The organism is Promicromonospora panici, assembly GCF_900608595.1.
Classification (GTDB): domain Bacteria; phylum Actinomycetota; class Actinomycetes; order Actinomycetales; family Cellulomonadaceae; genus Promicromonospora; species Promicromonospora panici.
On sequence record NZ_UWYY01000014.1, the window covers coordinates 68,198 to 90,943 of the forward strand.

The 22,746-nt window shown below is 70.9% G+C and carries 18 protein-coding genes, 1 tRNA gene and 1 pseudogene; 9 read left to right on the forward strand and 11 right to left on the reverse strand.

The genetic code is table 11. The features are described from left to right. The first annotated feature begins 118 nt into the window (after nt 1–118). Complete coding sequence (locus EW117_RS17335) at nt 119–631, forward strand: DUF2127 domain-containing protein (RefSeq protein ID WP_129787963.1); 513 nt, start codon at nt 119–121, stop codon at nt 629–631. Nucleotides 632–1,009: 378 nt separating this feature from the next. Here the strand turns inward: EW117_RS17335 and EW117_RS17340 are convergent, their stop codons facing one another. The 3 genes from EW117_RS17340 to EW117_RS17350 form a co-directional block, all read right to left on the reverse strand. Further along, nucleotides 1,010–1,231 carry a hypothetical protein gene (locus EW117_RS17340; protein WP_129787964.1) on the reverse strand — a complete coding sequence of 74 codons (222 nt, stop codon included), beginning with the start codon at nt 1,229–1,231 and terminating at the stop codon, nt 1,010–1,012. 501 nt (nt 1,232–1,732) lie between these two features. Further along, nucleotides 1,733–2,380, reverse strand: coding sequence for a response regulator (locus EW117_RS17345; protein WP_129787965.1), 648 nt, complete (start codon nt 2,378–2,380; stop codon nt 1,733–1,735). Then, nucleotides 2,371–3,624, reverse strand: coding sequence for a sensor histidine kinase (locus EW117_RS17350; RefSeq protein ID WP_129787966.1), 1,254 nt, complete (start codon nt 3,622–3,624; stop codon nt 2,371–2,373). The genes EW117_RS17345 and EW117_RS17350 overlap by 10 nt, the downstream gene beginning before the upstream one ends. A gap of 286 nt (nt 3,625–3,910) precedes the next feature. Between EW117_RS17350 and EW117_RS17355 the strand changes: the two genes are divergently transcribed. Together EW117_RS17355 and EW117_RS17360 are read left to right on the forward strand one after the other, a co-directional pair. After that, nucleotides 3,911–4,870 (forward strand): ATP-binding cassette domain-containing protein, encoded by a 960-nt coding sequence (locus EW117_RS17355; protein WP_129787967.1) that lies wholly within the window; start codon nt 3,911–3,913, stop codon nt 4,868–4,870. After that, entirely contained in the window at nt 4,863–5,648 is a 786-nt protein-coding gene (locus tag EW117_RS17360; RefSeq protein WP_129787968.1) for a hypothetical protein, read from the forward strand. Before EW117_RS17355 ends, EW117_RS17360 begins: the two co-directional genes overlap by 8 nt. A gap of 384 nt (nt 5,649–6,032) precedes the next feature. Here the strand turns inward: EW117_RS17360 and EW117_RS17365 are convergent. The 3 genes from EW117_RS17365 to EW117_RS17375 form a co-directional block, all read right to left on the reverse strand. Continuing rightward, a tRNA-Ala gene (locus EW117_RS17365) sits at nt 6,033–6,105 on the reverse strand. A gap of 134 nt (nt 6,106–6,239) precedes the next feature. Next, on the reverse strand, nt 6,240–7,346 hold the full coding sequence (locus EW117_RS17370) for a hypothetical protein (protein ID WP_129787969.1): 1,107 nt from the start codon (nt 7,344–7,346) through the stop codon (nt 6,240–6,242). 60 nt (nt 7,347–7,406) lie between these two features. Next, nucleotides 7,407–8,018 carry a GNAT family N-acetyltransferase gene (locus EW117_RS17375; protein ID WP_129787970.1) on the reverse strand — a complete coding sequence of 204 codons (612 nt, stop codon included), beginning with the start codon at nt 8,016–8,018 and terminating at the stop codon, nt 7,407–7,409. A gap of 224 nt (nt 8,019–8,242) precedes the next feature. Between EW117_RS17375 and EW117_RS17380 the strand changes: the two genes are divergently transcribed. Beyond that, nucleotides 8,243–8,887 (forward strand): 5-formyltetrahydrofolate cyclo-ligase, encoded by a 645-nt coding sequence (locus EW117_RS17380; protein WP_242504352.1) that lies wholly within the window; start codon nt 8,243–8,245, stop codon nt 8,885–8,887. An 8-nt stretch (nt 8,888–8,895) separates the two neighbouring features. On the opposite strand, the gene EW117_RS17385 is transcribed toward EW117_RS17380, so the two are convergent. Further along, complete coding sequence (locus EW117_RS17385) at nt 8,896–11,484, reverse strand: penicillin acylase family protein (RefSeq protein WP_165362736.1); 2,589 nt, start codon at nt 11,482–11,484, stop codon at nt 8,896–8,898. A gap of 281 nt (nt 11,485–11,765) precedes the next feature. On the opposite strand from EW117_RS17385, the pseudogene EW117_RS30650 reads away from it, so the two are divergent. Then, nucleotides 11,766–11,906: pseudogene (locus EW117_RS30650) on the forward strand (FmdB family zinc ribbon protein); the annotation flags it as partial. A 14-nt stretch (nt 11,907–11,920) separates the two neighbouring features. On the opposite strand, the gene EW117_RS30655 reads toward EW117_RS30650, so the two are convergent. Then, nucleotides 11,921–12,124, reverse strand: a complete 204-nt coding sequence (locus EW117_RS30655; RefSeq protein ID WP_340641097.1) for a hypothetical protein — start codon at nt 12,122–12,124, stop codon at nt 11,921–11,923. A 392-nt stretch (nt 12,125–12,516) separates the two neighbouring features. Here EW117_RS30655 and cpaB point away from each other — a divergent pair, with 392 nt between their 5' ends. Together cpaB and mscL are read left to right on the forward strand one after the other, a co-directional pair. Continuing rightward, entirely contained in the window at nt 12,517–13,320 is an 804-nt protein-coding gene (gene cpaB, locus EW117_RS17395) for a Flp pilus assembly protein CpaB (protein WP_129787972.1), read from the forward strand. A 161-nt stretch (nt 13,321–13,481) separates the two neighbouring features. Next, nucleotides 13,482–13,907, forward strand: a complete 426-nt coding sequence (mscL, locus tag EW117_RS17400; protein WP_129787973.1) for a large conductance mechanosensitive channel protein MscL — start codon at nt 13,482–13,484, stop codon at nt 13,905–13,907. A gap of 122 nt (nt 13,908–14,029) precedes the next feature. On the opposite strand, the gene EW117_RS17405 is transcribed toward mscL, so the two are convergent. Further along, the gene (locus EW117_RS17405; protein ID WP_129787974.1) at nt 14,030–14,266 is read right to left on the reverse strand and encodes a hypothetical protein; all 237 of its coding nucleotides are present in this window, start codon (nt 14,264–14,266) and stop codon (nt 14,030–14,032) included. Between the two features lie 147 nt (nt 14,267–14,413). Continuing rightward, on the reverse strand, nt 14,414–18,451 hold the full coding sequence (locus tag EW117_RS17410; protein WP_129787975.1) for a hypothetical protein: 4,038 nt from the start codon (nt 18,449–18,451) through the stop codon (nt 14,414–14,416). A 498-nt stretch (nt 18,452–18,949) separates the two neighbouring features. Here EW117_RS17410 and EW117_RS17415 point away from each other — a divergent pair, with 498 nt between their 5' ends. Next, entirely contained in the window at nt 18,950–20,191 is a 1,242-nt protein-coding gene (locus tag EW117_RS17415) for an MFS transporter (RefSeq protein ID WP_129787976.1), read from the forward strand. A 14-nt stretch (nt 20,192–20,205) separates the two neighbouring features. Here EW117_RS17415 and EW117_RS17420 read toward each other — a convergent pair whose 3' ends face one another. Then, nucleotides 20,206–21,576, reverse strand: coding sequence for an Lrp/AsnC family transcriptional regulator (locus EW117_RS17420; RefSeq protein WP_129787977.1), 1,371 nt, complete (start codon nt 21,574–21,576; stop codon nt 20,206–20,208). A 219-nt stretch (nt 21,577–21,795) separates the two neighbouring features. Here EW117_RS17420 and EW117_RS17425 point away from each other — a divergent pair, with 219 nt between their 5' ends. Further along, nucleotides 21,796–22,740: a L,D-transpeptidase gene (locus EW117_RS17425; protein ID WP_165362737.1), complete on the forward strand. Its 945-nt coding sequence runs from the start codon at nt 21,796–21,798 to the stop codon at nt 22,738–22,740. Nucleotides 22,741–22,746: the final 6 nt, after the last annotated feature.

Consider the following 22,746-nt stretch of genomic DNA (forward strand, 5'->3'; position numbering starts at 1 on the left):
CGTCCAGCGGGTGCTGCTCCGACCTGCTCAGGCTGACGGATCGAGGCCAGCGCCGGCACCCAGCCAATAGCCTTTGGTGCAGAGGGGACCGTACCGTCAGCGACGTGAAAGGAGGATCATGCCCGTTCCAAATCGGCCCCGGACGCTGCTTGACCGGGCGTTCTTCATCGGCCTGATCCTCAAAGGCCTCGACGGTGTGCTCGAACTGGTCGGTGGCGTGCTGCTGCTGGTCGTGACACCGGCACAGATCGGCGCCTTCGCCCAGCTTTTGACTCAGCACGAACTCTCGGAAGATCCGCATGACTTCATCGCGAACAGCCTGCTGCGTCTGACCGGCAGTCTCGATGTTTCGGCCACCCTGTTCGGCGCGGTCTATCTGCTCGTGCACGGTGTGGTGAAGGTGATCCTGGTGTGGGCGGTGCTCCGCGATCGCCTCTGGGCCTACCCGTGGCTGATCGGTTTCCTCCTGGTGTTCATCGCCTACCAAGGCTACAAACTTGTGGTGGCGTTCTCCTGGGGGCTGCTGCTCCTGACCGCGTTTGACGTCTTCATCGTCTACCTCACCTGGCGCGAGTACGGCATCCACCGCGCCCGCCGCGGGCACACAGCGAGCGAACCCGCAGGCGTATAGGCGGTCGGCTGCGTCGAGCATAGATCCGCAGTCAGGACCAGAAGGTCGCTTGTCCTCCGCCCACGCACCACGTGGCGATGTGTCCCTGGCGGCGCCGGCGGGCCGCCAGTGACGCGCTTGACCCTAGTCCTGGTGCCTCTTCGTCACGACGAAACCCGTACCCTCCAAGGCCTGTCCGACAGCGGTATCGGCCCAGTTCTTCAGTTGTCCTCGGCTGATGACCTGTCCGCGCGAGCAGGGAGCGACGCAGGGGCGAGCGCTCATGTCTCCGAGGCACGCGCTCGTCCGGGCTCACCGGCACACGAACAAGCCGCTCGCGCGGTTCAACGCCTGGATCGGCGCAGGCGGCTGACCTGTCCTCAGCAGCAGGGCGACGTCCTACGTGCGGTCAGGTAGCGAGTACCCGACGGTGGTGTGGAAGTCCGTCCGCAGCGGACGACCCAGGACTTCTGCGATCTGTGCCATCGTCTGGGGAAAGCTGCGCACCGCCTGATCGGTGGCGAGAACATGCACGTCCCAGCCTCGCTCGACGGCCAGCGGCAGCAGCTGTGTAGGCACCTGCCGAGTTGCTCCGGCGGCGGTCACCACGACGTACAGCACACCCAAGCTCGTGGTCCCGAGGCTAGTGGGTCCTGCCTCGTTGCCCGGCTCGGGTTCGTCTCTGGTGTCGAATCTGCAGGCAACAGGTGGCGAGATGGTTGGAATGCGCGGCACAGCGGTAAAACCGTCCGAGCAACGAAGAAACCCCGCTTGACCGGAGCGTTTGCCCTGGTCAAGCTGGGTTTCCGTCTGTGGAGCTAGGGGATTCGAACCCCCGACCTTCTCCCGGTGAAGCGAAACTCTTCGACGTCCGCAGGGCTGTCTGACGTAGCGACGCCGATCGCCCTGGTGAGCGTCAGAAACGGCGGAATCTCGCCGTTTCTGTGCGACGTGAGCCCAGCCTCACATGGATGGGCAATCATCGGCAAGCGCGGGCGCTCGTGGGCACGCGACCCGTGTCACCTTGCGTGTCACGAGCGCAATCGTGTCAGGAACCGTGTCAGGCTCGGCCTGTGCGGGAACGATCACTCCAATCTGTCACCCGGCTCGATGGTCTGGCGCTCAGGAACGCAGGTACGTAAGCACCGCACGCACCCGGCGGTGGTGGTCGGTGTCCTCGACGTACAGGCCCAACTTGGCAAAGATGCTGCGGACATGCTTTTCCACCGCGCCGCCACTCACCACGAGCTTGCGCGCGATGGCCTGGTTGGAGTGGCCTTCGGCCATGAGCCCGAGCACCTCCCGCTCCCGCGCGGTCAGCGTCGCCAGGGGGTCGTTGCCACGGCGCCGAACCATCAGCTGGGCCACCACCTGAGGATCGAACACCGTCCCCCCGGCGGCGACCCGTCGCAGCCCGTCGATGAACTGGTCGACGTCCACCACGCGGTCCTTCAGCAGGTAGCCCACGGCTCCCCTGGCGTCGGCCAGCAGGTCCTCGGCGTAGGAGACCTCCACGTACTGCGACAGGATCAGCACCGGCGACCCGGGAACCCGCTCGCGGGCCGCGACCGCGGCCTTCAGGCCCTCGTCGGTGAACGACGGGGGCATCCGCACATCCACCACCGAGACGTCCGGGCGGTGGTCGACCATGGCCGAGACCAGGCTGTCGCCGTCACCCACCTCGGCGACAACCTCGAAATCGAACTCTTCCAGCAGCCGGATCAGTCCGGAACGGATCAGCACGGCGTCGTCGGCGACTACTACCCGCATGGGACCTCCATCACTACCACCGTTGGGCCTCCCTCGGGAGAGTGCACCACGAGATCGCCCTCGACCGACCTGGCGCGGTCGGCAAGCCCCGCGAGGCCGTGCCCCTTGGCCAGATGGGCACCGCCGATGCCATCGTCGGACAGTGTCAGGATCAGCCGGTTCGCAGTGCGGGACAGGGTGAGGCGCGCGGAGTCGGCGCGGCTGTGCTTGGCGACGTTGGTCAAGGCTTCGGCGGCCACGAAGTACACGGTGTTCTCGACCGCTGCGGAGAAGCGGTCCGGTACCGGGGCGTCCAGCTCCACCGGCACCGGGCTCCGGGCGGCCAGGGCCGCCAGTGCCTGGGCCAACCCGCGGTCGGTGAGTACCGGGGGCGCGATCCCGCGCGACAGCGTGCGTAGCTCCTCCAGGGTCTCCCGGGTCTCGGAGATTGCGCCGGCGATGGTGGCCCGTGCCGTGTTCGGGTCCTTGTCGAGCTGGCGCTGCGCCCGCGACAGCTCCATGGCCAGGTATACGAGCCGCTGCTGGGGCCCGTCGTGGATATCGCGCTCCAGGCGCCGCATCGTGTCCGCCTCGGCGGCGACGGCGGCGGCCCGCCCCTCGGACAGGTCGGCGATACGTTCGTGCAGCTCGCCGACCGCGGTCAGCAGGACGCGCCCCAGGTTCGCCCTTGCCAGGGCGGCGGCGCGCACGACGAACGGCAGGGCGAAGGCGAACAGCGCGCCCATCGTCACGTAGAACACGGACGCGAACAGGTAGTTCTCCACCCCGACCAGCCTGGGAAGCTTCTGCAGGTTCTCGAGGCCCACCGCCTCGTGGACGATCCATCCGTACAGCGGCCAGATGAGCATGGCCAGCGTCATGAACCACCACCCCACAGTGATGGCGAACGCGATCACGGATACGGGAAAGATCAGGATCTCGTACAGGAGGTCCAGCCAGTACTGGCCACCGCCGAGCGGGGTGATGCTTCGCCGTAGGACGCCAGATCCCGCGGCAGGCTCGTTGTACACCGGCCGAGCCACTGAATGGCCCAGGACCTCCGGCAAGGCGTGGCGCTCGACCTCGGCGAATCCACGTGCCATCCGCAGTGCGAGTGCCAGGATCGGCAGCCCGATACCGACGGCCAGCGTTGCCACGCCCAGTCCCAGGACGGGGACGATCAGGATCACGCCGCTCAAGGACAAGGGGAAGCTGGACAGCGAGTAGAGGGTGGATACGCCGGCTTGGCGCAGCTTCGGGGACACGTCCGCATCGTAGGCGGCGAGATCGTCGGCACCCGATCCGGCAAGCATGCCGGATCGGGGTGGGGCTGGCACTACCTCTGACGTCGCCACGGTCCGGACCGTGTCGCGGGTCGTCGGTAGTGCCCACACCACCCCGAACTGGCGTGCGCACGGGATGTCTGCCCCCTGGGCGCAGTTCCTAGGTTGTTGCTGCCAGCCACGGACTGGGCGGCGAGCTGACCGCCAGCCGGGCCGGACACCTGACGACGAACACCTTCACTCGTTCAATCCACCAGACGGGAACCCCATGATCGCTGCGAAAGGCCTGCACAAGAGATACGGCAAGACGGTCGCGGTGGACGATCTGTCCTTCGAGGTCCGCCCAGGGGTGGTCACCGGCTTCCTCGGCCCCAACGGGTCGGGGAAGTCCACCACCATGCGGCTGATGCTCGGCCTCGACCACGGCGAGGGCGAGGGCGAGACCTTGTTCAACGGTGAGCGGTTCACCTCGATCCGTCGACCGATGAACCAGGTCGGCACCCTGCTGGAGGCCAAGAGCCTCCACCCCACCCGCTCTGCCCGCAACCACCTGGCGATGCTCGCCTCCGCCAACGGCATCGCCGACGCCAGGATTGACCGGGTCCTGGACATGGTCGGTCTCGGCCCCGCCAAGCGCAAGATGCCCAAGGGCTACTCGCTGGGCATGTCACAGCGCCTCGGCCTGGCGCAGGCGCTGCTGGGCGACCCGCACACGCTGATGCTGGACGAGCCGACCAACGGCCTCGACCCGCACGGCATCCACTGGATGCGCGATCTGCTCAAGAGTCTGGCCGCCGAGGGTCGCACCATCTTCGTCTCCAGCCACCTGCTCTCGGAGATGCAGCTGATGGCCGACGAGCTGGTCGTCGTCGGCCGCGGCCACATGATCTTCAACGGCGACGTCGACCAGTTCGTCCGCGAGTTCACCACGTCCACGGTGGTCGTGCGCAGCCCCTTCGCCGACGCCTTCGTCTCCGTCCTTGAAGCCAAGGGCGCGAGCATCACCGAGGGCGACGACGGCGAACTGGTCGTCTCGGACATGGAGATCGACCATGTCGGGCACCTGGCCTTCACCGAGGGCATCGAGCTTGCGGAGCTCTCCCGCCGCTCGGCCTCGCTCGAAGAGGCCTTCATGTCCGCCACCGGCGCCGCGGAGCAATTCGTCGCCGAGATGCCGATCCAGACCGCTCAGACCGCTCAGACCCCCGAAGGAGCCCAGCATGCTTGATGCACTCAGATACGAATGGACACGGCTGCGCACGCTTCGCTCGACCTACTGGATGGCCGGCTCCGGCCTGGTGGCCTCCGCCGCGATTCCGGTGGTCCTCGGCCTCGGCGCCAACGACGAGCCGCTCCATGCCGACGCCGTGAACCTCAGCGTCAACGGCGGGGCGAGTTTCGTGATCCCGTTCCTGGCGGTGTTCATGGCCGTGGTCGGTATCTTCGCGACCGGCCACGAGTACCGGCACGGCACGATCCAGCCGACCCTGACCGCGCTTCCGCAGCGCTCGCGCCTGATCCTGGCGAAGATCCTGACCGTCACCGCGCTGACGTCCGTGGTCACTCTGGCGTCGATCGCGATCAACGCGGCCCTTGTACTCGTGTTCTGGGGCGAGGTCCCAGGCCTGTTCGATGACCCCGTACGCTCGGCACTGCTGGGATACGTGGCCCACAACGTGATCTACGCACTGGTCGGGCTCGGCCTGGGGCTGCTGTTCCGCGGCGTGCCCTCGGCGCTGGTGGTCATCTTCCTGATGCCGCTGATTGTCGAGACCCTGATCGTCGGGCTCACCATGGTCCCGGCCCTGGCATGGCTGGTACCGGCCGTGAAGTTCCTGCCGTTCACCGCCGGTGCGGAACTGATGCTGACCAGCCCGGCGAACTTCGGGCCCGCGGCTCCGGACTTCGGCTTCTTCGACCGCTGGGCCTCGGGCGGCGTGTTCGCGCTCTTCGCGGCCCTGATCATCGGTGCCGCCTGGATCCTGTTCAAGAAGCGCGACGCGTAGTTCCACGACGACGAACGGCCCGGAGCATCGCTCCGGGCCCGACGTCGGTGGTGGTTTCGGCGGCGCGAGGGCGACGCAGACGTTCGCATCGTCGTCGGCGTCGGATACGACCCCCTGCATGGCTCTGGCTCTTTCGCTCAGCGGCCTGACCCGGTGTGACTGCCGGGGGGCTCCGAGCGAGCGCCGGTCGGTACCAGGTCCACGAGTCGACTCACGTAGTTGCGTCCTACGGGCTGGTCGCGTTGCACGATGCGCAGGTGGACAGGGCCGGCCAGCGCTTCGACCACCCCCGGACGTCAGCCTCATTACTTCTCCAGGTGCCCTGCGAGGAACGTCGAAGGCCGCTGACCTGCACTTTCGTGCGGTTCAGCGGCCTTCACCGGGTGGAGCTAGGGGGATTCGAACCCCCGACCTTCTCATTGCGAACGAGACGCGCTACCAACTGCGCCATAGCCCCTCGGACTGCAGAAGAGTAGCACTTCACCTCAGGTGATCCGCAACTTGATCCGGTGTCGCGCGGGTCACGAACCCATGACCCGCGCGACCTCGACCAGCAACATCACACTCGGCGACGGCACCCAGCGACCAACCTCACCCAGCCGCCCGACGTCGCGCCAGGATCTCCTCCAGCGGCGTGGCCAGCGTCTCGGACTTCATGCGCGGCGGCTCGCCCCGCAGGAGCTCGTCCTCGGCGACCGGGTCGGCGTCGGCCGGCTTGGCCCCGGACACCGGCACCGACGGAGGCATCCCGGCCGTAGCCGCGACGACCTCACGCCCGGACGTATTCGGCCCCGCCGTCGGCCCCTGCGACGTCCCCGAAGGCAGCGCCGCCGGCTGGCGCTGCGGCGCGGCCGGCTTGGTCACGTACGTGGGCAGCGGAACGGGGACGGGGTCCCAGGCTCGTCCGCTGGGCACCTCGTCCCGCTTCGCCGGCTCCTCCGAGTCGGCGTCAGAAGGCGCATCAGGCTCGACCGGAACCTCGATGACCTTGGGCTTCGCCGGGCCGTCGAGGATCTCGTCGAGCACGTCCTTGCGGGCGACCCGTGGGATCGCCTGCGTCACGGTGCTCGAGCCGTGGGTCGCCAGACCGGTCACCTGCGCCCGGTTGCGCGGCGCGTACGGGCCACCGTTGGCGAGGGCTCGAGCCTGCGTGGCGCGCTGCCGCGCGGCCCGCACGGTCTCCTGCCATCGGGCGTCCGCCCGCCGGGCGGCACGGGCCGCGCGCCGCCCCAGGAACAGCACGAACAGCAGCATGGCCGACGACGTAACAGCGAACCCCCAGTGCAGCCGGTCGAACCCGACGAGCGTCCAGGTGGTGATGCTGCACACCAGCAGGAAGATCGACACGATGAACCGACGACGCGCCCGCGCCGCCCGCCGTGCGCGTCGCTCCAGCCGGCGGATGCGCTCCGCCGTCAGCGGACGACCGCGGACCATGATCTGGAGCGGGTGCCCCTTCGGGGTCGGGTGGGCGACGCGCGGCACACCCTGGCCGGTACCCCGCGGCTTGCCGTCAGTAGCCATCGCCCCTCCTTTCCTGCCCGAGCCACTCATCGCGACGATGCGCAGCCCTACCGAGAATCTGTCCGTGACCCGCGCGTCGGCGAGCTCCGACCGCTGGCGCACCAGACTGGGGAGCCAGTAGCCCAGCCACAGGACGAACAGCGCTACGGCTGTGAGCCCTGCAGTCGATTCCACGACACGACGTTAGGCGAGCATCGCCAAGGGCTGCCGCACCGCGCACGGCGTGTCCCGCCGTCAGAGCGCTTCCCGCAGGCGCTGCCAGCGCGCCAGCAGCCCCTCGGGGACCTCCTCGGTGGTGATCGCGAAGGTGCGATGGTCGCGCCACTGGCCCTGGATGTGCAGGAAGCGCTCGCGGACGCCCTCGTCCCGCAGGCCGAGCTTCTCGACGACCCGCAGGCTCGGCTTGTTCTCGGGCCGGATGTTGATCTCGACGCGGTGCAGGCCAAGGAAGAACGCGTAGTCCGTGGCCATCGCCACGGCCGTCGGGATCACGCCCCGCCCGGCCACGCTCTGGCTGACCCAGTACCCGATGCTCGCGGAGCACATCGAGCCCCACGTGATGGAGGAGACCGTCAGCTGGCCCACGAGGGCGCCGTCGAGCTCCACGCCGAACGGGAGCGACGTCCCGGCGCGCGCCTGCGCGGAGAGCGAGCGCACGTACTCACCGAACGTCGAGGCGATGTACCGGTTCGCACCGGGCGCCGTCGCCTCCCAGCGCTCGAGCCAGGCTGCGTTCTCCGCCCGCAGGCGTGCCCAGTCACTCGCGTCCCGCCGCCGGAGCGGGCGCAGTACGACGACACCGGCCGGCGTGTCCTCGCGTAGCGTCACCGGCCATGGCTTAGCCACCGTCCACCCCTTCAGCTTTCCCGTTGCGCCTTCCGGCGCGTCCGACTTGCTCGACGGCATCATCCTTCGCCCCTTGCCACGTCCCATGACGTATCCCCCACTGGAGGAGGGTCTACCACGCTCGGTGGTCTGAGACCCGTCGAGCAACCGCTCGGACATGTTCTCGCCTTCTTCGTACGCTGTTCGTAACAATCTTGTCTCGGAGTCTTGGCACAATAGCGGTCATGAGCGGCATCTCTGTCCCGACGCCACAGCCGTACCCCGTGCTACCCGGGATGGAGACTGCTGACGCGAAGGAAGAGCTCCGCCGCGCGATCCGGGCCCAGCGCGGGCATCGATCGGCCCGGCAGAGGGCGCACGCCGCCGAGTCCTTCGCCGACATCATCGAGTCGATTCCCGACGTTCGCGACGCGGGATGCGTAGCCGCGTACGCGGCACGCAGCGCCGAGCCCGGCATGCTTCCGCTCCTCGACCGCCTCACGGGCCGCGGCGTCCGCGTGCTGCTCCCCGTGCTCGGCGCGGGCCTGGCGCGCGACTGGGCCGACTACACCGGCCCGGACGACCTCCTGGAGCGCGCGCCCGGCCGCCCGCCCGAACCGGGCGGTCCCACGCTGGGCACGGACGCCACCAAGCTGGCCGACGTCGTCCTCGCGCCGGCTCTCGCCGTCGACACCCGCGGGGTGCGCCTCGGCCAGGGCGGCGGCTGGTACGACCGCGCCCTCACCCACCTGCGGCCGGGCGCGAAGGTGGTCGCCGTCGTCTTCCCCGAAGAGGTCTACGACGCCGCGCACCAGCCGCTGCCGCGCGAGGAGCACGACATCCTGGTGCACGCCGTCGCGACGACCACCGACTGGCGCTGGCTCGGCTGACCCCTACCTCAGGGGGTGAGGGTCAGCTCGTCCACCTCCGCGGCGTCGACCGCCTCGGCGCTGAACGGCCACGGGAAGGTCTCCCCGGTCGCCCACGCGTCGAGCTGGTCCTGGTAGTGCTCGGACGCCGGATGCGCCGACGTCCCCGTCACGACCACCCAGGTGGAGGCATCGAGGTCCGCCATGTCGACGACCATGCGCATCGACGGGCCGCTCTTCACGCCGAAGCTGCCGCTGGCGGCGTCCCAGGCCGTGGCGTTCACTATCGAGGAGCCGCCGCCGACCTTGACCGGTGCGGGGTTCATGTACGCCGCGACCGGGGCCGGGACGCCCGGCCCGCCGAGGACCAGGTGCTGCAGCTTCAGTTGGTGCAGCGTGCCCCACTCCCAGTCGCTGGTGTCCTTGCCGATCTCGACCGTGAGGTCCTGGCGTGCGCTGACCAGGGCTTCCGTGAGGACCTGGTCACGGCTCTCGACGACCGCCACCGTGGACTTGTCGTCCCAGAACTCGTCGTTCGGGTTGTCGAGCATGCCCTGGATCACGGCGAGCCAGCGGCTGTCGCCCTCGGGCCACATGGATTCCGGCAGCTCGTCGTTGAAGGTGATCGCCAGGAGGTTGCGCCACACCGCCGCGAAGTACGCGGCGGCTGCGGAGTCCGCGTCCATGGACCTGTCCCAGTCGGCCAGGAGCGCCTGGCCGTCCGAGTCGTAGCCGGCGGGGAGCGGCACCTTGGTCAGCACCGGCACCAGCGTGTCGGCGAAGACGCTCCACTGGTCCAGCTGGATCTCGGACATGTCGTCGGCGGTCAGCTTGCGGCCCTCCGAGATCCGCTGGGTGAGCAGCGTGCGGATCCGTTCCGACCGGTAGCCGTAGTCCCAGTCCCGGGTGATGAACGGCCCGCTACCGCCGGGCAGGACCGCCTGGTTGGCCGCGACCACGAAGCCCTCCTTCGGGTCGATCACGCCCGGCATCTGCTCCTGGGGCACGAAGCCGGTCCAGTCGTAGCGGGCGTCCCAGCCCGGGCGCGGCCAGGTGCCGTCCGACTCCACGGCGCCCGGGACGTTGGCGCGCACCGGGATCTTGCCCGGCGCCTGGTAGCCGATGTGCCCGTCGGTGGTGGCGAAGACGATGTTCTGCGCCGGGACCTCGAACTTCGCGGCCGCCGCCTTCAGGTCCGCGGGGGTCTTCGCGCGGTTCATGTCGAACACGGCGTCGGCGGTGCGGCCGGGCTCGAGCGCCGTCCACGACAGCGAGATCTCGTACTGGCCCAGCTCGGTGCCGGTCTCCGTGGGCGACTGGCGTAGCGCGTCGGTGACCTCCTCGCCCATGACGGACGAGACGATCGGGCCGTGCACGGTTCGCCGGACCTCCAGGTCGATCGGACTGCCGCCGTCGACCCGGATCACCTCGGTCTCCTTCTCCATCTGGACCCAGTCGTCCGCGCCACGCAGGTACGTGTCGTTGCGGACCCGCTCGATGAAGAAGTCGGTGACGTCGGCGCCCATGTTCGTCAGGCCCCAGGAGATGTCGGCGTTGTGCCCGATGATGACGCCGGGGAAACCGGAGAACGAGAACCCGGACACATCGAAGGGACACTCCGCGCTCACCTGGTTGCAGTGCAGGCCCACCTGCGCCCAGACACCGGGGGCGGCGAGGTCGAGGTGCGGGTCGTTCGCCAGGAGCGGCTGGCCCGACTCCGTGTACTGGCCCGACACGGCCCACGAGTTCGAGCCCGTGCCCTCACCCCGCGCGATCTGCACCGGCACCGCGTCCAGCGCCTGTTGCGCCGATTCCAGCGCCTCGGCGAGGTCAGGGCTCTGGTACGCGCCACCGGTGCCCGACGACATCTGGGTCGCCTCGGTCTGCTGCGTCGCCTGGGTCGCCGGAGGCGCGCCCGCCTCCGCGGGGTCCAGAATCGGCGCGTTGCCCGTGCCCGAGAAAGCCGGGAACAGCTCGGAGACGCGTGACGCGTCTCCGATCGTGCTGTAGGCGAGGGCCCGGTCGATCTCGTCGTCGTAGTTGCCGCGCAGGTCCCACGCCATGGCCTTGAGCCAGGCGAGCGAGTCGATCGGGTCCCACGGCTCCGGCTCGTTCACCTCGACGCTGACGTCGAGCACGGTGTACTCGACGGCCGTCTCGGCAGGGCTGCGGTCGGCGAGGTAGGCGTTCACGCCGTCGGCGTAGGCCTGCAGGTACTGCCGGGTGGTGTCGTCGAGGATGTTGAACTCCTCCTCCGCGACGTGCCGCCAGCCGAACGTGCGGATCACCTTGTCAGCTTGGATCGCGTCGGCGTTGTTGCCCACGAGCTCGGCCAGGCGTCCCGCGGTCACGTGCCGGCGGTAGTCCATCTCGAAGAAGCGGTCCTGCGCGTGGACGTAGCCCTGCGCGCGGAACAGGTCGTCGGCCGAGTCCGCGTAGATCTGCGGCACGCCCTGGGCGTCGCGGCTGACACGCACGTCCGAGCTGAGCCCCTCGACCTGCACCTCCCCGGTGTGCTCCGGAAGAGGACGACGTGCGGTGAGCCAGGCGAAAGTCGTCACGGCGACCAGCACGAGCACCAGGACGACAGCGGTACCGACGATGAACTGGCGAACCATGGAGGTACGGGTCCGACGGCGCCTGGGGGGTCGCGGACCGTCGGAGGTGGCTGTTTCGGCGGGCTCTAGGGGCTCGGCGGAAGTGGTCGCGGACACGCAGTGGAGACTACCGCCCGCCCCTGTGCTTGAGTGAACGCGCACGAGTGAACACACGTGGGAGATCCTGGGACTATCCCCCGCCGCCGGGCCGTTACTATTGGCACTCGGAAACCCCGAGTGCCAGGCCCGGTACCGGTGAGCGCGCGACGCCCCGGGCGGTCTGACGTCCCAGAGGAGTGCACGTGCCCACCTACGCGTACCGGTGTGCCGACTGCGGCCACGCGTTCGACATCCACCAGGAGTTCAGCGACTCGTCGCTGACCATCTGCCCCGAGTGCCAGGGCAAGCTGCGAAAGGTCTTCAGCTCCGTCGGGGTCACCTTCAAGGGCTCCGGTTTCTACCGCACCGACTCGCGCAGCACGTCGACGACCAGCACCGTCAAGACCGGCAAGGCCGAGTCCTCCTCGGACTCCTCCTCGGGTTCGTCGAACGGGTCTTCGGATGGGTCCTCGTCGTCGGGGTCCACGTCTTCCGGGTCATCGTCGTCTTCCGCGTCCTCGACGTCGGGGTCCTCAAGCTCCTCGTCGGGCGGGTCCGGCACGTCGAAGGCCGCCTCCGCCTGACCTCTGGTTTGGCCTCTTGCTGGTCCTCGCGTCCTGACTTCGGTCCGTTGCTGGCTTCGCACGCTGACTTCGGTCGGTTGCTCTGAGATCGGTCGGTTGATTGACCGATGTCAGAGCAACCGACCGAAGTCACAAACCGCGCGCAGCAAGGGACCGAAGTCGCACGTGCCGAGATCGCCATCCTGCTGACGCTCGTCGCAGAGGTCGGCGCCGACGGAACTGATCCCAGATCCCCTCGGCCGGTTCACCGACCCGATCGACGAGCCCCCAACGGTGCGAGCCCGACCACAGGCGGCGTTTTCCCGACGTCGTGCACAGGCTGCCCGACGGCGGCCCCGCGACCCCACCTCGCCTGCATAACGTCGTCGGCATGGGACTTCTCGACACGATCGCCGAACCGGCCGCACGCCACGGCTCGCCGCCCGGCTCCAGCTCGCGCACACCCTGGAGCCAGGGCACGCCACGCCGCCAGCCGCGCACCGGTCTCGGCGCGCTGCTGTCCCACCCGGGCCGACCCCGTTCGGCGAAGCTCCGCCGCGCGCGACGCGTCCTGTGGCGCTGGCGCTTCGCACTCGCGGCGGCGCTGATCGGCCTGGCCGCTGCACTGGCGATGCACATCCTGCGCCCGCCGCCACCCACTACCGTCGACGTCGCGATCACGGCCCGGCCCGTCGCCGCCGGCACAGAGCTCACCGGTGACGACGTCGTCGTGCGCGCCATCGCCGCCGACGTCGCCCCGCCCGGCGCCGTTCACTCCGTTGACGAACTGCTGGACCGCGCGACCGTCGTCGGGCTGCCGGCCGGGGCGCCGCTGCATGCCACCCTCGTGTCCGACGACGGTGTCTCCGCCGCCGCGCCGCACGGCACCGTCGTGGTCCCGGTCCGCCTGTCCGACGACGCCGTCGCCGGCCTGCTGCGCCCCGGCGACCGGGTGGACCTGCTGGCCGGGACGACGTCGGGCAGCGAACCGGCGGACGCTCCCCAGTACCTCGCCCGCGGCGCGCTGGTGCTGCCCGTCCCCGTCGGGCGCGAACCGGAGGGCGCCGGCGGGCTGCTCGGCCCGGCGTCGGGCGGCGAGCGTCCCGTCACCCTCGTCGCCGTGAGTCCGGAGGACGCCCCGGAGCTGTCGGCGGTCTCGGGCTGGGGCTCGGTGACGGCGGTGCTGGTGCCGTAGAGCGATTCGGACGCACCGTCGGGCATAGTGTGACAAACGGCGCCTCAATTCTGCCGAATGTCCCGTTCGAGGTGCGGACTCTCTGAGCAAACCGCAGAATCCTTGACCGGGCCGATCACGGCGGCCCCGCCACCATTCATGAACAACAGCAGGGACACAGGATGCTTCAGGGTTTCAAGGAATTCATCACGCGCGGAAATGTGCTCGATCTCGCGGTAGCCGTCGTGATCGGCGCAGCCTTCTCGGGCGTCATCAACGGCCTCGTCGACGGCTTCATCATGCCGCTCATCGGCTGGCTCGTCGGCGCGCCGGACTTCACGGCGATCGCATTCAGCATCCCGAACTGGCAGGGTGGGTCCACCAGATTCCCGATCGGTGAGTTCATCCAGGGTCTGGTCATGTTCCTGCTGATCGCGGCCGCGATCTACTTCTTCGTGATAGTCCCGATCAACAAGCTGAAGGCCCTGCGCAAGTCCTCGGAAGAGGTCGTCGAAGAGGCCGCGGCCGAGGAGGTCGTGCTGCTCACCGAGATCCGCGACCTGCTGCGCGCCCAGTCCGGCGCACCGTCACCGTCGCAGTCGAACTGAGCCTGTCGTCGCGCTCCCGCGAGCCGAGCAAGCCCGAGCAAGCGGTGACAACGGGGTTGTGTTCCGGACAGGGTCCGCTCGGAACATAACCCCGTTCTCGACCGGTCGGGATGTCTGACGAGTCAGCCCCAGTGCGGTGGGACGTCCCGGCGGAGCTGCTCGTCGTTCGAGCCGTGACCGGCGTCCGGCGCGGCACCCCCGTCGGACCCCTCGCCCCACCCGGCCGGGCGCTCGTCGGAGCTCACGCCGAGCACGGTCTCGCGCTCGGTCCCCCGGCGCACGGCCCTCCGCGGGCCACGGCGTCGGGGCGCGGCGCCGTCCTGGGCGGGGTCGGCGGACTGCTTCTCGGACTCGCTCACCCCACCATTGTCGCCCCGCGCGCGGGGGCCCGGCACCGGCCCACGGGATCGGCAAGAAGTCAGGTGGTCGGCTCCCCGGAATGCCGATGACCTGACATATTGCCGACCACCCGAGAGCCACGGGCCACCCGGGCAGCAGCAGGAAACTCAGTCGTCCAGCACCTGCGGCACCACCAGGTCGGCCGCCGGAGCCACTCCCCCAGCGAGCCCTACCCGCGCGTCCCGGACGGAGAGCACCACGCGCCGCACCCGCTCGGCTTCTGCGTCCGGGTCCAGGAACGCGGCGGCGGACCACACCTGCGCCACCACCCACCCGAGCCGTTCGAGCCGCTCGGCGAGCTGCCGGTCGCGCACGCGGATGGACGGCTCGGCCACATAGGCCGCGTCGTCGGTCAGGACCGCCACCAGGAGCTCGCCCGGCAGGTCGGGGTGACCGACCGCCAGCGGGATCCGGTCGCCGCCGGGCAGGCCGTAGTCGGTCTCGACCACGAGGCCCGAGCGCCACAGCCGCTCCCCCAGGTCCACGACCAGGCGGTCGACGGACCGTGCGACGTCCACGCCGTTGCCGATCTCGACCTGGTCGGCGAGGCCCGAGCGCTCTTCGGCGAACGCGAGCACCCGCGCGAGCATCTGCGGCCCGGGGCCGCGCAGGCGCTCGGGGTCCAGGTCTGACGCCGGGAAGCAGGAGACGACGTGCAGCCGCTTGCGCGCCGCGCCGAGCGAGCCGAGCAGCATCGCGTCACCGCCGCCGTCGCCGAGCACGCCGAACCGGTGCAGCACGCGGCCGTGCGGCGTCCGCCCGAAACCGAGGGTGAGCACGATCGTGTCGCGGGCCAGCCCGGCCACGCCCGTCACGTCGGCGACCACTACCGGCTCGGGCCGCGAGCCCGCGAAGAACGGCGCCAGCGCGGGGTTGCCCCGCACCTCGGCGAGCAGCCGCTCGCGGATCCGGTCGGCGTGCGCGGCGGTGACCGTGACGATGCCGAAGGTCTCCTCGGGCCGGGTCATCGCGTGCTCGATGGCGAGGTCGACCACCCGATCCACCTCGGCACGCGTCGACTCGACGGTGCCGGAGACGGGGTCGGGCATGCCGGCCCCGTCCACGAGCGCGAAGTGCACCAGCGCCTCGGTGCGCGGCAGCGGCGCGGGCCGCATGATCCCCTCGTAGCCGTGCTCGGCCAGCAGAGCCGTCAGCCGCGGGTCCCGCCGCGCGGGCTCCGGCTGCAGCGGGACCCGCGGCAGCAGCCGCGCCAGGTCCCGCACCGCGGTGCCCGACGCCGACCGCGGGTCGCCCACCACGACGATCTGCCGACCGCGGGCCAGCGCGGGCACGACGACCTCGACCGGGACGTGCTGCACCGCGTCGAGGATCACCAGGTCGGCGCTGCGCTCGGCGGGCAGCAGGTGCGGCACCATCGTCGGCGTCGACACCCAGGTGGGCCGCAGTCGGCGCACGGTCGAGCGGTGCGCGGTCACGAGGTCGCGCATCGAGGTGAGTCCGCCCTCGACCAGCTTCGCGTACAGCGCCTCGGCGTCCTCCCGCTCGTCGCGCATCGCGGCGCCGAGGTGAGCCCGCACCGCGGCCCGCACGGGGGCGGACAGCGAGGCGACGTGCCTGCGGTCCAGCTCGCGGAAGCGTCCGGCGAGGGCGTCCAGCCCCGCGCCGTCCTGCCCGGCGAGATCGGGTTCGGTGGACAGGATCTGCTCGAACACCGACGACCACCACGCCAGCTCCAGCTCGGGGCCGACGAGGTCGGTCTCCACACGGCGGTCGCCGAGGTCGTCGACCAGCTCGCCGAGCCCCGCCCTGCGCAGCCGCCGCAGCACGGCGGTCCGCTCGGGCAGCGGGGCCAGGGCCTCCTGCGTCTCGGAGAGGGACGCGAGCCGCTGGACCAGCCCGAACAGGTCGAGGTCGAGCAGGCCGCCGCCCGCCTGCGCGGACCGCAGCACCGGCTCCAGCGCCTCGAGGTCGATGCGCACCGCCTCGTAGGTCTCCTCGACGCCCGCCAGCCCCTCGGGGAGCGTGGGCCAGCCGCCGCGCGGGCACTGCGCCTGCCAGACCTCGCGCTGGCGCTGCACCTCGACGAGGGCCGCGTGCATGTCCGGCACGCGGACGCCCGGGCGCACCATCTCGCGTGCCCGCCGCTTCAGCCGGCGCCGCGCCACCCAGCCCATCTCGATGCCCTGATCGGCGCGCTGCCGCCGGGACGCCGTAGCCTGCACCATGTCGGCGGCCGTGCGCTCGAAGACCATCGGCTGGAACACGTCGAGCGTGCCCCGCATGCCGCCGAGCATGGCGAGCTGCTCGCCCCACTGCCGCGCCGTCGAGGCCGTGACCAGGCCGGTGATCCGCGCGACGTACTCGATCTGCTTGCGCATCTCGGGCAGCGTCTGCTCGGCCAGGCGGGTGACGCGGGCGAGGGCCGAGCGGGCGTCGTCGTCGGTCAGGATGTGCGCGCCGAACCACGGGCTCGACGACGACTTCAGCGTGAACGCGCCCAGCTCGGCTGCTCGCTCCAGGTCCGTGACGAGCTCGGCACGGCGCTCCGTGCCCAGCGCGAGCACCGACTCGGGGTCGAGCCGCACCCGGGTGGCCGGCGCCGGCCGCTCGGACGTGAGCCGGGCGAGCGCCTGCAGGGCGTCGTACGCGGAGACCCGCCACGGGTCGCGCACCCGGTGCAGCGCCTCGATGTAGCCCGCGAGCTGCGCCCGCGACCCGATCAGCGCGTCCCGGACGCGCGCCACCTCCTCGACGTCGATCCGCTCCTGCGCGGGCGCCATCGCCTCCAGGAGGCGGCGCGACGTCGAGGTGCGCCAGGTCGGGACGGGCGCGATGTCGAGCAGCAGCCCGCTCAGGCCCAGCGTCTCCAGCCGCGCGGCCAGTGCGTCGGCGGCCCGCCGGTGCCCCGGCACGTACAGCACGGACCGTCCGCTCGCGTTCGCCTCGGCGACGACGGCGGCCAGCGTGCCCGCGACGTCCGACCCGACGGGCGCGTCCACGAACAGGTGGCTGCCGCTCGCGAGAGCATCCACGACGTGCCGCTGGTGCGGGTCCAGGTCACCGACGCCGCGCTCGTGCGCCGGGTCGGCATCGCCCACCCGGGACTCCGGGAGCTCCACCTTGCCGAGCTTCGTCACCGAGCCGTCCACACCGCCGAGCGCCGAGACCACCTCGTGCTCGCCCAGGGTCGGGGCCAGCTCGTCGAGGTCGTCGACGAGCACCTGCCCCGGATGCACGAACGTGCCCACCAGCACCCGGCGGTCCAGCTGGAACTCGCCCAGCACCGCCGACCCGAGGCTCGCGACCCGGTCCAGCACGTCGGTCGGGTTGAAGCCGGCGATCGTGAACGTCGCCTTCGCCAGCGCGGCCGGGTCCAGCAGGGCGCCGTGGGCGCGCAGCGTGCGCGCCACCACCGGGTTGATCTCGGCGGTGGCATCGAGCGTGATGTCGAAGTCGCCCTCGCCGTCGCTGCGCGGCGTGAGCATGACGGGCCGCAGGATGACGGGCGCGCGCACCACGCGCGGCTCCTGCTTCCCCTCGTCGTCCGACGGCGCGACGGGCCGGCCGGTGGGCATCGCCAGCGTCACGATGGGGACCGAACCCGTGAGGGCCGGGGCGTCGGCGGGGCTGTCGGCGGAGTCCGGCTCCGGCGGGACGACGCTCGCCGGGCTGAGCGCCCGGGTGATCGCCTCCATGTCGTTCGCGTCCGCGCCGGGAGCCGGGCGCTCGGTCCAGGTGGCGACGCCGATCGCCAGGTAGGTGGGTGACACCCCGTAGCGCTGCGCGTGCTCGGCGGAGCGCGCCGCGACGGCCCGTGCCCGACGGCGGGCGGCCGGGAGCGCACCCGGCTCGCGCACGAGGTTGGACAGGCGAGTGGGACGGCCGGCGAAGAGCTGAGCGACGCCCGACGGGTGCGCCGCCGAGAGGTCGATGACGGCCTCGCCCAGCAGTCCGACGTCGGCCAAGGAGGATCCTCCCGCCAGCCGGACGAGCCCGGCGCGCCAGCGCGCGACCGACTCGGTCATGGGGTCACGGGCACCGTCCGACGTGGACCCCGGTGCCGCCGGCGCGGCCAGCTCGGCGGCCGGGTCCTCTGTCTCGTCCCGCAGCGCGGCCGAGAGCTCCTCGGACAGGTCGGCCGAGTTCTCGGAGGCGGCTGCGGTCTGGCGGCGTGCAGCGTTCACACCAGCACGCTAACCGCGCGCCGTCCGCAAGGGTCGGACGCCACGCCGCGCGACACGCCGGGGCAGCAGGCCCCCGGCGTGTCGGGGGCATGCAAGAGCCCCTCCGGCAGGGGGTCCGAAGGGGCTTCGCAGACGGGCCAAACAGCCCGACGGGGTATGACGGTGCGCACCGCGCAGGGGGCGGGCGATGCGCACCGTCTTGTGAGAGTCTGCACCTGTTCCCGGCGGACGTCAACACCGACTCGGACGATCGTCCAAGTACTCGGACGTGCCGAAGTAAAACGTTATTGAAGTTTCGCGCCACGCCCCGTCCAGGGCCCTTTTTTCCGCAGCATTCCGCCACTCCCGCGCCCCGCGACCGCCGAGCGGCCGACGACGCCCCGACGCGCCTCCCGGCGGCCCGAAAACGACTTCCGGCGTCGACGATCTCACCCGCTCAAGGCGGCCCGATCCCGTCGTGGAAAAAAGCCTGGACACCAGATCTAGACTCGAACGTTTGTGAGCGCACTCGTCGAGGCTGTCTTCCCCCGCCGGCTGGGCCGGCCGTTCCGCTGGCTCGTCTCCGCCTCCTGGACCAGCAACATCGGCGACGGCATAGCACTCGCCGCCGGGCCCCTGCTCGTCGCGTCGCAGACCGATAGCGCCTTCCTCGTCGCGCTCGCCGCGATGCTCCAGCGGCTGCCGTGGCTCGTGTTCGGGCTCTGGGCGGGTGCGCTGGCCGACCGCCTGGACCGCCGCGTCGTCGTCATGGCGGCGAACACCATCCGGGCCGTGGTCATCGCCGTACTGTGCGTCTTCATCGCCACCGGAACCGTGAGCATCGGCATGGTGCTCACCGCGATGTTCCTCTACGGCGTCGCGGAGGTCTTCGCCGACACCACGCAGCAGACCCTCCTGCCCACCCTGGTGCCGTCCGCCGACCTCGGCACCGGCAACCAGCGCCTGCAGGCCGGATTCCTCACGGCCAACATGCTCGTCGGCCCGCCGCTCGGCGCCTTCCTGTTCGCGGCCGGCATGGTGTGGCCGTTCGCGGCGCAGGTGGTCTGCGTGGCGTTGGCGGTCATGCTGGTCTCGCGCATCGCCGCCCCGCCCGGTACCTCGTTCACCACCGTGCGCGACGCCGACAGCCACATCCGCAAGGACATCGCCGAGGGCCTGCGCTGGGTGTGGCAGCACCCGCCCGTGCGAACGCTGAGCGTCGTGATCCTCGTCTTCAACATCACGTGGGCCGCACCGTGGGGCGTGCTGGTCAAGTACTCGCTGGACCACCTGCACATGAGCGAGGTCGGCTACGGCCTGCTCACCACGGCGAGCGCGGTGGGCGGCATCGTGGGCATATTCGTGTACGGCTGGCTGGAGCGGCACGTGAACCTCGCGACGCTCATCCGCGTCTGCCTCACGCTGGAGGTGCTCACGCACGGGGCGTTCGCGCTGACCACGACGGGCTGGGTGGCGATCGCCATCATGTTCGAGTTCGGCGTCTACGCGTTCGTCTGGGGCACGGTGTCGACGACGGTCCGGCAGCGCGCGGTGCCCAAGGAGTTCCAGGGCCGGGTGGCGTCGATCAACATGATCTGCGTGTTCGGCGGCCTCGTCCTGGGGCAGGGCATCGGCGGCGTCATCGCGGAGAACTGGGGCCTCGTGGCCCCGTGGTGGTTCGCCTGCGCGGGCGCCGGCGTCACGCTCGTGCTGGTGTGGAAGTCCCTGTCCCACGTAGCCCACGCAGGCTCCGCGAGGTAGAAAGGACTGGCTGGTCAGCGGGTTTTGACGATCGGGATCGAGCCCGTCTCCGTGTACTCGCGCATGCGCTTGCCCACCGTCGACTGGCTGACGCCGACCTCCTCGGCGATCTCCCGGTACGTCCGACCCTTGGTCCGCAGGTCGAGCATGCGTTCGGCGTCCTGCGTGCCGAGCTGTGTGTTCCGCCGGGGCGCGCGTCGTCGGGGAATCGCATCCCGGACCTTCGCCGTGGCGTGGGCCGCCGCCTCGGCGGGCTCCGCGGGCACGCCGGCGGGCTCCGCGACCGGCACGTCGGCAGCGGGCGCCCGGTCAGCAGACGCCTCCGCCGGGTCGGCCTCGGGACCCGGTGCCCGCTCGGTCACGCCCTGGCGCGGCATGTCGAGGGCGGCACTGCGCCGCGCGGGGCGACTCCCCGCGCCCTCCGCGAACCCGTCGAACACTCCACCGTCGTCGTACGAGTCGGCACCGTACGAGTCGGCACCGGACCCGGCCCGTCCGGCGAGCTCCGCTTCGCCCGCACGGGCCCGTCCGCCGAACTCCGCGGCCACCGCATCGGCCGCGCGCCTCTCGTAGTCGGGAACGCCGAACCCGGCGTCGGCCCGAGAGTCGGCCCGCGCATCGCCCCGCGTGTCCGTCGCCCGGCCGTCCACCGGCGAGTCGGTCAGGATTCCCGTCAGCCGCTGGCGGTCGGCGAGGTGCAGGCGGGCGACGTCGGCGGTGCCGTCCCCGACAGCGGCCAGCGCCTCGCACCAGGCGGCGACCTGCGCGCGCATCTCCGTGGGCGGCACGGTGCGCAGCGCCACGGAGCGGGCCCGGCGTCGTCCGGCCTCGGCCCGCGCGAGCCGGCGACGGGCGAGCCGCGACCCGTCGTTCAGGCTCTGCGCCCGGAACAGGTCCTCCGTCGTGAGGAACAGCGCGTGCATCCGCGCTGACTGCCGCATCGCCGACCAGGACGTGCCGGTGGCGAGGTGCCGGTCGCCGATCAGCGCCAGGTGCCACATGAGTGCGGCGAGCAGGGGCACGATGAACCGGAACAGGACGGCGCCTACCGGGTGGCCGATGTACGCCTCGTGCCACGCGGCGAACACACCCGAGGCGGACGAGAGTGCCCAGGTCAGCGCCAGCAGGGTCCCGCCCGGCCGGTTGTCCCGCGCGGCCTCGCGGGCCAGCAGGGCGACCGTGACGAGGGACAGCTCGAAGACACCGGCGGTCGCATAGGCGGTGCCCTGGTTCATCGCGAGGACGTCGATGCCGAACTGGACCATCGCCAGGTACGCGGACCCGGTCGAGATGAGGGCGACGGATATCGCGCCGGTGAGGACCAGACTGCGGGAACGGCGCGTCGGGACGGTCGTGACGGGGAACGTCCGGTCGGCGGGGGCCACGGGGATCTCTCCTTGGTCGAGGACTGTCGGGCGAGGATATCGAACAACAGTTCGGATGCCCAGGGATGGGCGAACACTAAGATATCGGACATGTGTGACGGCCCGGTATCGTCCGTGGCTCGACTGCGCCCGGCGTCCGCCCCAGGGGACGATCAACGGGGGACGATGGACTCGGCAACGTCACCGGTGACGGCGACACAGGTTCACGGAGGGGAAGACATGTCACACATGCAGGACGGGTTCGCGACCGGCCCGGAGCCGCGCCGTCGGCCCGCCGCGTGGGCCTGGTGGCTGGCGGGCCTCCTCGCACTCGCGCTTGCCGCGACGGGCCTGTGGATCGGCCTGCGGCCCGACACCGGTAACAGCGCGACCCCGCTCACGGTCACGTCGCCGAGCCCGACGCCGTCGGTGAGCCCGTCGCGATCGGCCAGCCCTACCCCGCCGCCGCCTGAGCCGAAGCCCGCCGCCTACGAGCTGGCCGCCCTGCCTCGGCCGGCTATCGACGGAATCCTCCCGCGCGAGCTGCCGCACGCCAAGATCGACACCCTGCGCGGCCTGCCGGGTTCGGTGGCGGCGCCGCGGTCACTCCGCATCCCGGTCTGGCCCCGCCCTGACGTGACCAAGAAGCCCGTCCTCGCCCTCGAGTCCGTCTATTACGACGCCGATGCCCGGTGGCTCGTGCTGGAACGCCGGCCCGGCTGGGTCAAGGTGCTCGTCCCGTACGGACGCGGCGCCCTGCCGTCGCACGATCCCGAGCAGGTCAACGGCTCGGCGGGCTGGCTGCGCGCGAGCGACGTCGTACTGCGGAAGGAGAACCGGTCGGTGGTGGTCGACCTGTCAGACCGGACGTTGACGATCAAGCACGCCGACGGCACGACCGCCCGGATGGCCGCCGCCGTCGGCGCTCCCGCCACGCCGACGCCGCGCGGCCTCACCCAGGTCTTCACCGTCACCGAGGCGGTGAACACGGGGCTGTCCGTGTTCCTGTCCATGCAGAGCGAGTCTCTCGACGGCTTCTACGGCACCAACTACGCCGCCACCGCCATCCACGTGGGCGTCGACCAGGGCCTGGCGGTGAGCAACGGCTGCGTCCGGCTCACGAGCGCGGACTTCGAGCAGCTCACCGGCCTGGACCCGGGCGTCCCGGTCCTGATCAGGGACTGACGGCTT